Raw genomic sequence first — 14,696 nt, 5'->3', positions numbered from 1 at the left:
GTGGTCGTTCCGGTTGTTGATTATTTCACCGCGCCGGCGGTAAGGCCGCTGACGAGATATCGTTGCATGAAGAAGATCACGACCATCGCCGGCGCAATGCCGACGAAGCTGGCCGCCATCAACTCATTCCAGATGACTTCCTGACGACCGAAATAAGCGAAGAGGCCGATGGGCAGCGGCATATATTCGGTCTTGGAATTGAAGGTGAGCGCGAAGATGAACTGCTGGGCATAGGCGCCGATGAAGGTGGTGATGGAGACCACTGCGATGCCCGGCATCGCCAGCGGCAGGATCACCCGGCGGAAAGTATAGAAATAGCTCGCACCGTCCACATAGGCCGCTTCTTCCAGTTCCCGCGGGATACGCAGCATATAGGTGCGCAAAAGCCAGATGGCGGTGGGGATCAGGAAGGCCGCGCCGGGAATGATCATTGCCAGATAGGTGTTCAGCACACCCATGTTGCGCATCAGCCGGAAAAGCGGGATCAGAAGCACGGCGCCCGAGAACATGTTGATCGCGAGAAATGCGCCAAGCAATTGCCCTCGTCCGCGAAACTTGAAACGGGCGAAAGCATAGGAGGCCGGCACCACCAGAATAAGGACGATAATGGTCGAAATGGTGGAGATGAAGAAGGAGTTGAAAACGTAGCGGGCAAAACCGGGAACGCTGACCCACATGGTCCGGTAGGCCTCGAAGGAACCGTTTTCCGGCCAGAACGTGTAGGGCGATGAGAAAAGCAGACTGAGCGGCTTCAGCGAAACCAGAAATCCTTCCACGAAGGGCGCCAGCACGAAAGTCAGGAATACGGCGATGCCGCAATAAATCCCGACGATTTCATACCACCTGTAGCGGTTGATCATCGCATTCTTGTCAGTCATCGGCTGGCCTCCTGCGAGATGCGGCTGGTGATGCGGAAGTAGAAATAGGTAAAGATCGACAGGAAGATGCAGATCAGCACGGCGCGCGCAGCACCTTCACCGTATTTGTAAGAACCGATCGCCGTCTTGTACGTGTCGATGATCATGGTCGTGGTCTGGCCAGTCGGACCGCCCTGCGTCAGGATCCAGATGATATCGAAGGAATTGAAAGTCGAAATCAGCGAGATCATCGACATGGTAATCATCGCAGGCAGCATGAGTGGCAACGTGATGCGGCGGAAGCGGTAGAGGCGGCTTGCCCCATCTGTCCACGCGGCCTCGTAGAGATCCTGCGGGATGGCCTGAATGGCGGCCAGCAGATAGAGCGTAACCATTGGCACACCGATCCAGACGTCGGTGATGATCGTTGCCCAGAAGGCCGTATTGCCGTAAGCGAGGAACGCGACCGGCCCATCCACCAGACCGATGTTCTGGAGCACGCCGGAAATCATGCCGAACTGGCCGTTATACATCCAGCCCCACATGAAGATGCCGATAGCCATCGGCACGATCCATGGCGGCATGGTCAGGAGACGGAAGAGCGCCCGGCCAGGCACGGCCGAATTCAGCAAAACCGCACCCAATGTGCCGATAATCATCTTTATCGAGACGGAAAAGAACGTCCAGATGAAGGTCCGCGTGATGACATCGGCAAAAGTCGCGTTGAAAATCTTCTCGTAGTTGATGAAACCGACCCAGTTCGTCGTTTTTCTAAGCGACGCATCGGTAAAGGACAGGATGAAGGTATCGACGAGCGGATAAGCAACGATAACCGTGATGTATAAAAGCGCCGGCAGAAGAAGAAGCCAGGCGAAGACGACCGCGCTGCGTTTCGCATCCATCGCGCCGCCCCCTTAAGCCGATTTCGCGGCGGGGGATTTCAGCTGACCGTGCAGTGCAAGATCGTACTCCTCCCATACCGGCTTGAGATCGATCACCTTGCGGCCATGGCGCGCTTCGTCCATGGCAAGCGCCAGAATGCCGGCCTCAATCGCGTCGAGCGCGGAAACCGGCAAGGGCGCGCCCTTGACGATATGGGCGATGACGTCCTCCGCCATCTGCTCGTCCGCACCATAATGCTGTGAAAGCGCGGTTGCCGCAGAATAGGTCTTGGCCACGGTTTTTTCATTGGTCCGGGCATTGTGCACGTTCAGGAAGCCGCGCACGAAATCGCCCTCTGCCATACCCTTGGCGCCGATGACGCAGAAACGGCGGAAATCGTCGGGAACGTTGAGATTGGTATGGAAGGCAAGCGATGCGCCGTTCTCATATTCGACGATGGCCGTCTGGTAATCGATGATGTCGCCGTCGCTGTCAAAAACCTTGTCGGAACCCATCCAGCCGCTCGGCTTGCGATGGTAGACCTCCATATCGTTGATGCCGTCATTCTGCGGCGCGTTTGCCGGCGTGAAGCTCTTGCGTCCGCCAAAGCTCGACACGAAACGCGGCCGCGCACCGACCACGCCATTATAGAGATCGAGGTCGTGGCAGCATTTTTCCAGCATGAACGAGCCGGAGTAATTTTCGTAACGTCGCCAGTCGCGCATGAAGAATGCGCCGTGATAGGGCGGGATATGCTCCGAGGCCTCGATGGAAACGACATCGCCCAGCTTGCCTTCCGCCTGTGCGGCGCGCAGATCGCGGTAGAGCGGGGAATAACGCAAAACGAGACCAACGAGCAGCCGCTCGTGACCATGCTTGTTGAGTAACCGGGCAAGCTCGAGGCTTTCCTCGATGCTGACGACGATGGGTTTTTCCGAGAAGATGGTGCAGCCGGCCTCAAGCCCGATACGGATATGCTCCAGATGCATGTGGTTCGGCGAGCCGATCATCAAGAGATCGAATTTTTCGTTTGCGATCAACGCCTCGGGACTATCGTAAGTCTTACCGGCTGAAATGCCCTTTTCCTGCAGGCCCGGCAGGCCCGCCGGCGCGGGATCGACATAACCGACGATCTCGAAATCCTTGTCGATCTCATGAAAAACGTAGCCCAGATAACCGAGACGGAATCCGAGTCCGATAATTCCCACCTTCATGAACTTTGTTCCCTGTTCATTCGTAATTCATTTTCGCAAACGCGACCATTTCTCTGCTGGTCGTCCAGATATCTGCGATAATTTCTTGCCACGATGAAATTAATTTTCACAACGGTCAAGCTAAATTCGATTTCGCAAACGCTGCCGCGAGTCGGAAACCGATTTTCCGGCGCGACGGATGCGAAACGGATCGCCGCCGACCACCGACACAAAAAACAATACCAAAAAAATGCCAATCGTCCAGAGCAATTCCGTTATCGGGAAAATTTTTTTGGTTAATGCGAAAATATCAAGCATTAAGCCTCATTATTCGGCAAAAGATCGAAAAAACCACCGATTAATCGTACAAATCCAGTAATGGTTCTATTTTGGTATTGCCGATTGCGTGGCATATGATATAGCCAGAGCCGGCCATATCGCCGACTACATGGATCGTGACAGAGGTTATGGATGAACGGGGCAGCGCTTAATCTGGACGACCTGCAATCAGGCGGCGGCCCGCTTTACCTGAAACTGCGCCAGACGATTGAAGACGCCATCAATGGCGGCCGCCTGAAGCACGGCGACGCCTTGCCGCCGGAGCGGGATATCGCCGAAAGCGCCTGCGTCAGCCGCGTCACGGTGCGCAAGGCGGTGGACGATCTCGTCCGCGACGGTCTTCTCGTTCGCCGGCACGGCTCGGGTACTTTCGTCGTCAAGCCCATCACCCGCATGCAGCAGCCCCTGACCAAGCTCACCTCGTTTACCGAGGACATGCGCCGGCGCGGCATGACGGCAAGCACCCGCTGGCTGGACAGGGGCCTGTTCCACCCGACCGGAGACGAGATGATGACGCTCGGCCTTTCCCAATCGGCCATGGTGGCCCGGCTCACGCGCCTGCGGCTTGCCAATGACCAACCTATCGCGCTCGAAGTCACAAGCCTGCCGGGCGATATTCTGCCTGACCCGCAATTGGTGGAAAACTCGCTTTATCTGGAGCTTGAGAAAAACGGCATTCGCCCGGTGCGCGCCATTCAGCGCATCTCCGCCCGTAACCTCACCGATGAGGAAACATTGCTGCTTGGGGTTCCGCCGGGCTCGGCAGCGCTTTCCGTTCAGCGAATGGCCTATCTGGAAAGCGGGCGCCTCATGGAAATATCCCGCGCGCTGTACCGCAGCGACGCCTATGACCTCGTCGCCGAACTGACGATGGGGCCCGAGTGACAAATCTCTTGATCAAGGACACGAAACGATGACAACCCTGATGCGCCAGGAAATCGATGAGATTCCCGATGCAGTCGCTCGCCTGCTGGACAATGCCAATGCCGACTTCCACGAAGCCGGAGGCAGGCTGAAGGCCCGTGACCCGGCCGTTATCGTCACCATTGCACGCGGCTCCTCCGACCACGCCGCGCATTTTTTGAAATATGCGATCGAATTGCAGACCGGTCTACCGGTCGCGTCGCTCGGCCCCTCGCTCGCCTCGATCTACCAGACGAAGCTGCGGCTGGACCGGGCGGCGGCCTTCGCCGTCTCGCAATCGGGTAAAAGCCCTGACATCGTCGCTCTGTCGGAAAGCGCCCGCAAGGGCGGCGCGCTCACCTTTTCGCTTGTCAATACCCTGCCCTCCCCGCTCGGCGATGCGGCAAATCACGCCATCAATATCCAGGCGGGCCCTGAAAAAGCGGTGGCCGCAACCAAATCCTTCGTCAACTCCATCGTCGCCGGCCTCGCGATCCTTGCCGAATGGACGGAAGACAGCCTGCTCGCCAAAGCCGTCAACGCCCTGCCGCAGAATTTCGCCAAGGCCATCGCGCTCGACTGGAGCCAGATCAGCGAAGCGGTCAGGGGCGAGGAATCGCTCTATATGCTGGGCCGCGGTCCCGCCCTCGCCATCGCAGCGGAAGCCGCGTTGAAATGCAAGGAAACCTGCGAGCTCCACGCAGAGGCCTATTCGTCGGCGGAAGTCATGCACGGCCCCGTTTCGCTGGTCGCACCGAAATTTCCCGTCATCGCCTTTGCCGCACGTGACCGCGCCGAAACCTCGGTGACGGATATCGCGGCCGGCCTCGCCGGCAAGGGCGCAAGTGTTTTTGTCACCTCCGCAAAGGGCAACCCGGCGAAGTCCCTGCCTTTCGTGGAAACCAATCATCCGCTGACTGACGCCCTGTTGCTGATCGCACCGTTTTACGGCTTCATCGAGCAATTGTCGCGTGCCCGCGGCTTCAACCCGGATGCGCCGGTGGCGTTGAAAAAGGTGACGGAAACCCAATGAGCAGCAGCAAGGCATTTGTCGGCGCCAGTATTTTCGATGGCGTCGCGTGGCACGATGGCAAAGCGCTCGTGACCGATGATGGCCACGTTGCCGACATCGTCGACCGCGTATCCGTGCCCGCAAACGCCGACATCTTCGACGCGGAAGGACTGTTCATTGCGCCGGGCTTCATCGACTTGCAGGTCAACGGCGGCGGCGGCGTGATGTTCAACAACGAGCCGGATGTGGAAGGCATTGCCCGCATCTGCTCGGCCCATGCGCAATTCGGCACTACGGCGCTGATGGTCACCCTCATAACAGACAGACCGGATATCACAGCCAAAGCCGCCGAAGCAGGCATCGCCGCGCACGAAGCAGGGGTGCCCGGCTTTCTCGGCCTGCATTTCGAAGGGCCGCATCTTTCTGTCGCACGCAAGGGCACCCATGACCCGGCGCTGATCCGAAAGATGGAAACGGCCGATCTTGCTGTTCTGACGGGCTGCAAGGCGAAGCTTCCTTTTGTGCTGACAACCATCGCCCCGGAAAACGTAACCGAGACGCAGGTCGCAGCGCTGCATAAAGCCGGCATCGTCGTCAGCCTCGGCCATACCGATGTGGGCCTCAGCGTCGCGACGGCCTATGCCGAGGCCGGCGCATCCATGGTGACACATCTCTTCAACGCTATGAGCCCGCTCGGCCATCGCGAGCCGGGACTGGCGGGCGCGGCACTTTCGAACGGCAAGCTGGATTGCGGGCTGATCGCCGATGGTTTCCATGTCGATCCCGCAGCGATCGGCATTGCGCTTCGCGCCAAGAATGGTCCCGGCCGCATTTTCCTCGTCACCGACGCCATGTCTACTATCGGAACGGATGATGACGGTTTCGAACTGAACGGCAGGCGTGTCTATCGCAACGGCGGCCGGCTGACGCTGGCCGACGGCACGCTGGCGGGGGCGGATATCGATATGCTTTCCTGCATCCGTTTCATGCATGAAAAGCTGGCGACACCGCTGGAAGAGGCCTTGAGAATGGCGTCTGCCTATCCCGCCGAGGCGGTCGGCGCTTCCGGCAAGGGTAAGCTCCTGTCCGGATTCGATGCGGATTTCGTCATGCTGACACCCGACCTTCAGATGCATTCGACATGGATCGGCGCAGAAAAAATCCACGATGCCACCCGTTCCGGAGCCTGAATCATGATCGTTTGTTTCGATATAGGCGGAACGACCATCAAGGGTGCGATTGCCTACGCTCCCGACGATATTCGGCCCGTGCCGCGCATCCCGACGCCCAAGACCAGTTTCGAAGACTTCGCCGCCGGCCTGAAATCCATCATCGACAATAGCGGCGGCACACCCGCCTGCGTGTCGCTGTCGATTGCCGGCGTCATCGACCCCGATACCGGCAAGGCCACTGTCGCCAATATTCAGAGCATCCATGGCAGGGTCCTGAAGGACGAGCTGGAAAAGGCGCTGAACCTTCCCGTCATCGTATCGAACGATGCGGATTGCTTCGTGATCGCTGAATCGGAAATCGGTTCCGGACGGGGTCATCGCGTGGTCTTCGGCGTCATCCTCGGAACGGGTGTCGGCGGCGGCCTGGTGATCGACGGCAAGCTCATCAACAGCCACGGCGGTTTCGCCGGCGAATGGGGCCATGGGCCGGTGGCCGCGACATTGGCCGGAAATCCGCCGGTTTCGCTGCCGCGTTTCGAATGCGGTTGCGGGCTTACCGGCTGCGTCGACGCAATCGGCAGCGCCCGTGGCATGGAAAAACTGCATTCGCATCTTCACCGGCAGGCGATGACCAGCGAGGACATCATTGCGGCCTGGCAGGCGGGCGATGCGAAGGCCGCAAGAACCATCGATGTCCTTATCGATATTCTCGCCTCGCCTCTGGCAATGGTGATCAACGTTACCGGCGCAACCATAGTGCCGGTCGGCGGCGGGCTTTCGAATTCGAAGGCCCTTCTCGCCGCTCTGGACGAGGTGGTAAGGAGCCGCATTCTGAGGCGCTTCGACCGCCCTCTGGTCGTGCCCGCCATCTGCCGCATCGAGCCGGGGCTGATCGGATCCGCCGTTATCGGGCTGAAACATGAGAAAGAAGCCGAAGGCACTGCCTGAGCGGCGTCACATCGTCTCGATCTTTTCCCGGCGAAAACCCAGCCCTACCAGCCGGCCGGTCAAATGGGAAAGGAGCGGAAACCGCATGATGGCCAGCACAAAAGCTGGCGGTCCTTTCGGTTTTTCCGCATCCGCCCTTCCCTTCTTGCGGCCGATACGCATCATCCGCTGCAGAAATTGCGTGGCCTTGGTCGGGAAGGATCGCCGCTTTTCAATTGCGGCAAGATCCTCGTCGGTAACGGCGCGGCCGGATACGAGCGCCGGCACCAATATATTGGCCGCCGCAACCGCATCCTGAATAGCCAGATTAATGCCGACACCGCCGACGGGGGACATGGCATGGGCCGCGTCACCAATGCAGATCAGACCCGGTTTCCACCAGCGCTTCAGCCGGTCGATACGGACGGTGAGGAGATGCACATCGTCCCAGCTCTTGAGCTCATCGAGCCTTTCGCGTGGGAAAGGGCAGATTTCCGCGACCCTGTCCCTGAAGGCTTCAATTCCCTGCAGCTTTATGTCGGCGAAAAATCCCTTTCGCACCACATAGCCGCATTGCCAGTAATCACCCCGGTTGATCATGACGAAACCCTGCCGCGAGCCGGCATGCCCCATGGTTTCCGTCGGATCGTCGGGCTGTTTGGAAAGGCGCATCCACAGCACCTCCGTCGGAATGCCGAAGCGCTGCACTTCCAACCCCGCCGCCTCACGGACGGTGGAGTTGCGCCCATCCGCCCCCACCACCAGATCGGCTTCGATCTCGATGATGCCTTCAGGTGTGCTGACCGTGAGACCCCCGACATGCTCGCCGCTCTCGATCAGTCCGGTCACCGGCGCATTCATCAGCAATCGGAAATTTTCGTATTGCCCCGCCTTGCCGACGATGAAATTGAGAAAATCCCATTGCGGCATAAAGGCGATGAAGCGGTGGCGGACCGGCAGGCGGGAAAAATCCGCGATCGTGATACGCTCGCCGCCGATAACCGCATTCAGTCTTGGCGCGCGCGTATGAGGCAGGCTCAGGAACTCATCGATGAAACCGAGTTGCTCCATCAATTCAAGCGTTGAAGGGTGGATGGTGTCGCCGCGAAAATCGCGGAGAAAATCTCCATGTTTCTCAACGACGACAACATCTATACCGCTGCGCGCAAGCAGCAGGCCAAGCATCAAGCCCGCCGGCCCGCCGCCAGCCACGGCGACTGATGTACGGATATGCTGAACGGACTTGCCGTCATTTTCCGGAGCGTTTGTCGCTTCCTCCATCACCTTCCCCTTACATCCTGCTTGAGGTCCTTATCGTGTATCCGCCGTCGGGAGGTTTGCATTCTTCGGCTGCGGCCAGCCATGCGCATCGAATCGGAACAGCATTTCGGACCGGGCAAAGATAAAGGCGAAGGCCATGGCCGTCCACATGCCGAGCAACAGCCCGGCGGCGACATCGCTTGGATAATGTGCGCCGACGATGACACGCGAAACACCGATGACAAGGGCAAGCAGGAGAAACACCCAGCGGAAGCGCGGCATCAACATGGCGAAAGCGCCGAAAAACACACCGGCGGCGGTCGAATGGCCTGAGGGGAAACTTTCATAGAGATTGTCGCCGGTAAATGGAGTGAGGCTATAGGCGCCCAATTCAAGGAGAAGCTCCGGCCTTGCCCGCCCGATCAGGAATTTCAGCGTATGGACGAGAATGCTCGCCGTTCCGATCGTCAGGAAGAAATAAGCCAGAAGCCGCCATGCCGTCCTCAGCCGTCCATTGTAGGTCTGCGCCTTTAAAACCCGTGCGGCGACATAGGCCAATATCGCCAGAAGGCCGGTGGAATAGAGCATCCAGCGGAAGGTTCCGAAATCGGTAATCGCGCGGTTAAAGGAAACCACTCCGCCCGGCAGGGCCTGCGCACTTTCGGAAAGACGCGGATCAAAAGGAATGAAGGCAAGAACCAGTACAAGGCTTGCCGCAAAGACCCACCCGCTGGAAACCAGAAAACGTCGCATCGATATCCTCTCATTGTTTTTCTTGCATATGGCTTTGCCTTCCGCAAAAACAATAGCCTGGGCTTTGTCCTTGTGATGGCCGGTTTTCGCAGGTAGAGGCTAAGGAATGTTGCCTGAAAGTGCATGGCGTTTTCGGGAAAACGACGTGCACCAAGGGGTGCGAACCGGAAACGACCGACGGACTGAAAATGACGAATGCCAGTGACATGCCACGCAAGCTGACAATATTGGGTTCGACCGGTTCGATCGGCGCCAATACGCTGGATGTCGTCCGCCAGCTGGGTGGCCGCGACGCGTTCGAGATCACGGCTTTGACCGGCGCGGGCAACGTCGCGCTTCTGGCGGAACAGGCGCGGGAATTCGGCGCGCGGCTGGCGGTCACCGCCGAAGACGACAAATACGAAGCGCTGAAATCGGCCCTTGCCGGCAGCGGCATCGAGGTTGCGGCGGGCAAATCCGGCCTCGAAGAGGCCGCGTCGACGGATGCCGGCTGGGTGATGGCGGCGATTGCCGGAACCCCCGGCCTTGCACCTACTCTTACAGCCGCGCAACGTGGCGCAGACATAGCGCTCGCCAACAAGGAATGCCTGGTTTCGGCTGGCGATGTTTTCCTGCGCACGGTCAAGCAGGGCGGCGGCAGGCTGATCCCGGTCGACAGCGAGCACAGCGCAATCTTCCAGTGCCTGACGGGCGACCATAAGCAGGCCGTGGAGCGCATCGTGCTGACCGCATCCGGCGGCCCGTTCCGCACCTGGTCGCGCGAGGAGATGGCCAATGTTACGGCGGATATCGCCCGCGCCCATCCCAACTGGTCGATGGGGCTGAAGGTCTCCATCGGCAGCGCCTCCATGTTCAACAAGGGGCTTGAAATGATCGAGGCGAAATACCTGTTCGATCTCAGGCCCGATCAGGTGGAGGTGATCGTCCATCCGCAGTCGATCATCCATTCAATGGTGGGCTACACCGACGGCTCCTATATCGCCCAGCTCGGCTCTCCAGACATGCGCACCGCTATTTCTTATGCCCTCACCTATCCGAAACGCGGCAATCTGAACGTTGAGCGGCTGGATTTCGCAAAACTCGCGCGGCTCGATTTCGAAGCGCCGGATGAAGCCCGTTTCCCGGCGATTCGTCTGGCCCGCACCGCGCTGGAACGCGGCGGTTTGCAGGGCGCCGCCCTGAACGCCGCCGAAGAAGCCGCCTTTCACGCCTTCGTTGCGGGCAATATCGGTTTTCTCGATATGGCCGAGATCGTTGAAACGGTCATGGACCGCATGCATGACGGCCGCTCCGCCGCCACGATTGAAGATGTATTCGCAGCGGATAAGGAGGCCCGTCGCCACGCCCGCGAATTGATCGCCACCAAAGAAAAGGCCGCTTAAACGCGGCCCCGATCTACTCTTATCTAAACAGCGGCCTCACGCCACCGCACGCGCCAGCGCACAATGCGACCAGAGCTGATGCAGCGCGCCGACGAGATGCTCGATATCGGCATCGCTATGCAGCGGCGTCGGGGTAATGCGCAGACGTTCGGTCTTGCGCGGCACGGTCGGGTAATTGATCGGCTGAACATAGACGCCGTGATTGTCCAGCAGGATATCCGAAATCCATTTGCACTTGGCGGCATCGCCAACCATGACAGGCACGATGTGACTCGGGTTGTCCATATGCGGAATACCGCGTGCATCGAGAAGACCACGCAGCTTGCGCACCCGGTCCTGATGGCGGGCGCGCTCGAAGGGGCTCGCCTTCAGATGCTGGATCGAAGCAATGGCACCGGCAGCAAGAGACGGCGGCAGGGCCGTCGTGAAGATGAAGCCGGAGGCGAAGGAGCGGATGAAGTCGCAGACCGCCGTGGATCCGGCAATATAACCGCCCATTACGCCAAAGGCCTTGCCGAGCGTTCCCTCGATGATCGTCAGGCGATCCATCAGGCCTTCGCGCTCGGCAATGCCGCCGCCGCGCGGGCCGTACATGCCGACAGCGTGAACTTCATCGAGATAGGTCATGGCGCCATAACGGTCTGCCAGATCGCAGATTTCCTTGATAGGCGCGATATCGCCATCCATCGAATAAACGGATTCGAAGGCGATCAGCTTCGGCGCATTCGGATCGGCGGCCTTAAGCTTGGCTTCGAGATCTTCGAGATCGTTGTGCTTCCAGATCACCCGCTCGCAGCGGCCGTAACGGATGCCTTCGATCATCGATGCATGGTTGAGCGCATCCGAGAAAATGATCAGGCCTGGAATTTTCTGACCGAGCGTGCCGAGGGTGGCCCAGTTGGATACATAACCCGACGTGAAGATCAGCGCCGATTCCTTGCCGTGGAGATCGGCAAGCTCCTGCTCCAGCAGGACGTGATAGTGGTTGGTGCCAGAAATATTCCGGGTGCCTCCCGCACCCGCGCCACAGTGATCGATGGCGGCCTTCATGGCTTCGATGACTTTGAGGTTCTGGCCCATGCCGAGATAGTCGTTAGAGCACCAGACAGTAACGTCCTTGCGTTCGCCATTGGCGTTGTACCGTGTGGCGCGGGGAAAACTGCCCTGCTGGCGCTCGATATCTGCAAAAACGCGATAGCGTCCCTCGGAATGCAGGCTTTGCAGTTCCGTCGTGAAAAATGCCTCGAAGTCCATGCCATGCTCCAGAATTGACCAGATCGTTTTCTGCCTCGTCGCCGGGACCGTCAACCCTTGCGGGCCACATTAACCGCATCTGCGTCAATTCGCCGTTGTTTTGAACCATTCCAATAAAGCGTTTATAGGCGCCTATGAAAAGCGCAAAATTGATTCACATCAAAAAAGCGGATTTTTGGAACCTTTTTTGCGCCGCGCCGTTGTTTGGGGCACAATCGATTTACGCTCGGAGGAATGCCTGCAAAGAGGAGGCTTCCCTAAACGACATCGAATTGTTAGTTATCTGTGGCGGTCGGAGGTAGCAGTCGCCGCAGATAAATATGGGACGCCTACCGAGCCACAAGAGCTCATTGTAACGTTGGAGAGAGTTTCATGAAAAAGGCAATCATATTTGCGCTGGTCGGCCTGTCGCTCGCAAGCTGCACGCAGACCGAAAAGGGTGCTTCCATCGGTGCCGTTTCCGGTGCGGTCATCGGCGGCGCCGTGACTGGCAACGTTCGTGGTGCGGCAGTAGGCGCAGCAATCGGCGGCGTGGGCGGCGCCCTCATCGGCAATGCTTCCGAACCGGGCTATTGCTATTATCGTGACCAGTACGGTCAGCGTTACACGGCGCGTTGCCGCTAATCGCTTCGCGAAATACCGTTGCACAGAAGCCCCGGTCACCCGGGGCTTTTTGCGTTATGGCAGGCAAAACACAAGCGCAAGGGTCCTCAAAGCAGTTTATTTATGATTAAATTGCACTGTTAACGGACAGGAAACGGGTTAGGGCGACAATAAAGGCTCAACCATAAAGTAGCTTATGCGAAGAACACGAACTAACCCGAAGACAGGTATTGCGTATCGGAAAGCTGGCACCGCGCTTGCGGTCGCCGTGACGTTCGCCCTGTATCCGGCGTTTACCCGTGATGCATTTGCCTTCAAACTGTTTGGCATGCGCCTCTGGGGTTCGGAAGAACCGGAAGTGGAGGTTATAAACCCTGTCAAATTCACCGTCACGCTTGATGCCGCGGACGCCGATAAATCCCTGAAAAACAGCCTGGAAAACAGCTCGCTCCTCCTGGCTGACAAGGACAAGCCCACCTCCGGCGATCTCGGACTTCTGATAAAGGCAAGAGACGACAGGGACAGGCTGATCGCGGCGCTTTATGAAAACGCCCGTTATGGCGGCATCGTCAATGTTACCGTCGCCGGCAAGGATGTGGATAGCCTGCCGCCCAATCCTGTGTTCGATCATTCCGCTCCCGTACCCGTGGTGATCACGGTTTCGCCCGGCCCGGTTTTCAAACTTGGAAATGTACGGCTGGAAGGCGATGTGACCGGCCGTAACCTTGAGGAATACGGCCTGATAGCCGGGGGTGACGCCGGTTCTCTCGCCATCATCCGCGCCGGCAACAAGCTGATCGATGACCTGAAGGCCGAAGGCCGTCCGCTTGCGAAGCTGACGAAACGCGAGGCCGTCGCCAACCACGCGACGAACACGGTGGACATTACCATGGCGGCTGAAGGCGGTCCCGTGGCACCCCTCGGCACGGTCACCGTCACGGGTGAAAAAACCGTCGACGGCGATTTCATCCGCCGTTATTCGCGCCTCAATGGCGGCGAACCCTATTCGCCGGAAAAACTGCGCAAGGCCGCCGACCGGCTGCGGCAGCTCGGCGTCTTTTCCAGCCTGACGATCAAGGAAGCGGGAACACTGGCGCGCGACGGCACCATTCCGCTGACCATCGAGGTTTCTGAAGGAAAGCACCGCTATTTCGGCGTCGGCGCACAATACTCAACCACGGAAGGCATCGGCCTTCAGGGTTATTGGGGCCACCGGAACCTGTTCGGACAGGCGGAATCGCTGCGTATCGAAGGTTCGGTTTCGCGCATCGCCGAAGCATCGAGCGTCGATGGCATGGATTATTCGGCGGGCATTACTTTCACCAAGCCCGGCATGTTCAATCCGCGAACCACCTTCAAGACCAGCCTGATTGCCAAGACCGAACACCCCGATACATACGACGCCAAGACAGTGACGGGCACAGCCGGTTTCGCCTACGAGCTCAACGATACCGATACAGCCGCAGCCGGCCTTGAGGTGCAATGGGCCGATACGGAAGACGCATTCGGCAAAAACGAATACCTCACTACCTCGATCCCGCTGGAATTCGTTCGTGATACACGCGACGACAAGCTCAACCCCACCGAAGGCTTCCGTGCCTCGCTGGCCGCCAAGCCTAGCTATGAAGCGCTGAACGGCACCTTCTTTTCCTCGTTCGAAGGCTCCATCTCGGGCTACAAGGGGATTGGCGCCGAAGACCGGCTGATCATGGCCGGAAAGCTTTCCGGCGGCGTGCTCGTCGGCGGTAGCGATCTGCAGGACATTCCCACCACAAGGCGCTTTTACGCCGGTGGCGGCGGATCGGTGCGCGGCTACAGCTATCAGGAAATATCGCCGTATAATGCCGCTGGCGACGCGACCGGCGGCCGTTCCTATGTGGTCGGCTCCGTTGAGGCCCGCATCACGGTCACCGATACCATCGGCATCGTGCCATTCATCGACGCCGGCGTGGTTTCGGATGAGGTGACCCCTGATTTTTCCGATATCCGGGCTGGCGCCGGTATTGGCCTGCGTTACGCGACGCCCTTCGGGCCTCTGCGTCTTGATGTCGCCATGCCGCTCGACAAATATGACGGCGGCAACAGTTTCGGCATTTATGCTGGCATCGGTCAGTCTTTTTAAACGCCGCAGTCGAACACCCTTACAACAGAGTGTAGAT

Annotated in this window: 14 protein-coding genes; 7 read left to right on the top strand and 7 right to left on the bottom strand. The window is 58.8% G+C overall.

The genetic code is table 11. The annotated features are described in order from the left end of the window. Nucleotides 1–20 precede the first annotated feature (20 nt). From BS627_RS23455 to BS627_RS24315, 4 genes are all read right to left on the bottom strand, one after another. Nucleotides 21–878, bottom strand: a complete 858-nt coding sequence (locus BS627_RS23455; protein WP_077985535.1) for a carbohydrate ABC transporter permease — start codon at nt 876–878, stop codon at nt 21–23. After that, on the bottom strand, nt 875–1,759 hold the full coding sequence (locus BS627_RS23450) for a carbohydrate ABC transporter permease (RefSeq protein ID WP_077985534.1): 885 nt from the start codon (nt 1,757–1,759) through the stop codon (nt 875–877). Before BS627_RS23450 ends, BS627_RS23455 begins: the two co-directional genes overlap by 4 nt. Nucleotides 1,760–1,771: 12 nt before the next feature. Further along, a complete protein-coding gene (locus BS627_RS23445) occupies nt 1,772–2,953 on the bottom strand; it encodes a Gfo/Idh/MocA family protein (protein ID WP_077985533.1) in 1,182 nt (393 codons plus the stop codon). 120 nt (nt 2,954–3,073) lie between these two features. After that, nucleotides 3,074–3,250 (bottom strand): hypothetical protein, encoded by a 177-nt coding sequence (locus tag BS627_RS24315; RefSeq protein WP_244634960.1) that lies wholly within the window; start codon nt 3,248–3,250, stop codon nt 3,074–3,076. A 153-nt stretch (nt 3,251–3,403) separates the two neighbouring features. On the opposite strand from BS627_RS24315, the gene BS627_RS23440 reads away from it, so the two are divergent. The 4 genes from BS627_RS23440 to BS627_RS23425 are packed head-to-tail and all read left to right on the top strand — an operon-like array spanning nt 3,404 to nt 7,306. Continuing rightward, the gene (locus BS627_RS23440) at nt 3,404–4,156 is read left to right on the top strand and encodes a GntR family transcriptional regulator (protein ID WP_077985532.1); all 753 of its coding nucleotides are present in this window, start codon (nt 3,404–3,406) and stop codon (nt 4,154–4,156) included. Nucleotides 4,157–4,184: 28 nt separating this feature from the next. Beyond that, entirely contained in the window at nt 4,185–5,207 is a 1,023-nt protein-coding gene (locus tag BS627_RS23435; protein WP_077985531.1) for an SIS domain-containing protein, read from the top strand. Next, on the top strand, nt 5,204–6,376 hold the full coding sequence (nagA, locus tag BS627_RS23430) for an N-acetylglucosamine-6-phosphate deacetylase (RefSeq protein ID WP_077985530.1): 1,173 nt from the start codon (nt 5,204–5,206) through the stop codon (nt 6,374–6,376). Before BS627_RS23435 ends, nagA begins: the two co-directional genes overlap by 4 nt. Nucleotides 6,377–6,379: 3 nt before the next feature. Further along, nucleotides 6,380–7,306: an ROK family protein gene (locus tag BS627_RS23425; protein ID WP_077985529.1), complete on the top strand. Its 927-nt coding sequence runs from the start codon at nt 6,380–6,382 to the stop codon at nt 7,304–7,306. Between the two features lie 6 nt (nt 7,307–7,312). Here the strand turns inward: BS627_RS23425 and BS627_RS23420 are convergent, their stop codons facing one another. Together BS627_RS23420 and BS627_RS23415 are read right to left on the bottom strand one after the other, a co-directional pair. Beyond that, nucleotides 7,313–8,566 (bottom strand): FAD-dependent oxidoreductase, encoded by a 1,254-nt coding sequence (locus BS627_RS23420; RefSeq protein ID WP_077985528.1) that lies wholly within the window; start codon nt 8,564–8,566, stop codon nt 7,313–7,315. 30 nt (nt 8,567–8,596) lie between these two features. Further along, nucleotides 8,597–9,298: a phosphatase PAP2 family protein gene (locus tag BS627_RS23415; RefSeq protein WP_077985527.1), complete on the bottom strand. Its 702-nt coding sequence runs from the start codon at nt 9,296–9,298 to the stop codon at nt 8,597–8,599. A gap of 188 nt (nt 9,299–9,486) precedes the next feature. Here BS627_RS23415 and dxr point away from each other — a divergent pair, with 188 nt between their 5' ends. Continuing rightward, the gene (gene dxr, locus BS627_RS23410; RefSeq protein ID WP_077985592.1) at nt 9,487–10,680 is read left to right on the top strand and encodes a 1-deoxy-D-xylulose-5-phosphate reductoisomerase; all 1,194 of its coding nucleotides are present in this window, start codon (nt 9,487–9,489) and stop codon (nt 10,678–10,680) included. A 36-nt stretch (nt 10,681–10,716) separates the two neighbouring features. Here dxr and hemA read toward each other — a convergent pair whose 3' ends face one another. Beyond that, entirely contained in the window at nt 10,717–11,934 is a 1,218-nt protein-coding gene (gene hemA, locus BS627_RS23405) for a 5-aminolevulinate synthase (RefSeq protein ID WP_077985591.1), read from the bottom strand. A gap of 372 nt (nt 11,935–12,306) precedes the next feature. Between hemA and BS627_RS23400 the strand changes: the two genes are divergently transcribed. Beyond that, the gene (locus tag BS627_RS23400) at nt 12,307–12,558 is read left to right on the top strand and encodes a YMGG-like glycine zipper-containing protein (protein ID WP_004443753.1); all 252 of its coding nucleotides are present in this window, start codon (nt 12,307–12,309) and stop codon (nt 12,556–12,558) included. 175 nt (nt 12,559–12,733) lie between these two features. Then, nucleotides 12,734–14,659, top strand: a complete 1,926-nt coding sequence (locus tag BS627_RS23395) for an autotransporter assembly complex protein TamA (protein ID WP_077985526.1) — start codon at nt 12,734–12,736, stop codon at nt 14,657–14,659. The last annotated feature ends 37 nt before the right edge of the window (nt 14,660–14,696 follow it).

The sequence above is a fragment of the Agrobacterium salinitolerans genome, assembly GCF_002008225.1.
GTDB lineage: Bacteria > Pseudomonadota > Alphaproteobacteria > Rhizobiales > Rhizobiaceae > Agrobacterium > Agrobacterium salinitolerans.
The sequence above is the reverse complement of the archived record's forward strand: the minus strand, read 5'-3'. Positions and strand labels throughout refer to the sequence as shown.

Coding starts and splice junctions, on each gene's coding strand:
- BS627_RS23450 (WP_077985534.1), bottom strand. CDS start 1,759: ATGGATGCGAAACGCAGCGCGGTCGTCTTCGCCTGGCTTCTTCTTCTG.
- nagA (WP_077985530.1), top strand. CDS start 5,204: ATGAGCAGCAGCAAGGCATTTGTCGGCGCCAGTATTTTCGATGGCGTC.
- BS627_RS23445 (WP_077985533.1), bottom strand. CDS start 2,953: ATGAAGGTGGGAATTATCGGACTCGGATTCCGTCTCGGTTATCTGGGC.
- BS627_RS23395 (WP_077985526.1), top strand. CDS start 12,734: ATGCGAAGAACACGAACTAACCCGAAGACAGGTATTGCGTATCGGAAA.
- BS627_RS23440 (WP_077985532.1), top strand. CDS start 3,404: ATGAACGGGGCAGCGCTTAATCTGGACGACCTGCAATCAGGCGGCGGC.
- BS627_RS23435 (WP_077985531.1), top strand. CDS start 4,185: ATGACAACCCTGATGCGCCAGGAAATCGATGAGATTCCCGATGCAGTC.
- hemA (WP_077985591.1), bottom strand. CDS start 11,934: ATGGACTTCGAGGCATTTTTCACGACGGAACTGCAAAGCCTGCATTCC.
- BS627_RS23425 (WP_077985529.1), top strand. CDS start 6,380: ATGATCGTTTGTTTCGATATAGGCGGAACGACCATCAAGGGTGCGATT.
- BS627_RS23415 (WP_077985527.1), bottom strand. CDS start 9,298: ATGCGACGTTTTCTGGTTTCCAGCGGGTGGGTCTTTGCGGCAAGCCTT.
- BS627_RS23400 (WP_004443753.1), top strand. CDS start 12,307: ATGAAAAAGGCAATCATATTTGCGCTGGTCGGCCTGTCGCTCGCAAGC.
- BS627_RS23455 (WP_077985535.1), bottom strand. CDS start 878: ATGACTGACAAGAATGCGATGATCAACCGCTACAGGTGGTATGAAATC.
- dxr (WP_077985592.1), top strand. CDS start 9,487: ATGACGAATGCCAGTGACATGCCACGCAAGCTGACAATATTGGGTTCG.
- BS627_RS23420 (WP_077985528.1), bottom strand. CDS start 8,566: ATGGAGGAAGCGACAAACGCTCCGGAAAATGACGGCAAGTCCGTTCAG.
- BS627_RS24315 (WP_244634960.1), bottom strand. CDS start 3,250: ATGCTTGATATTTTCGCATTAACCAAAAAAATTTTCCCGATAACGGAA.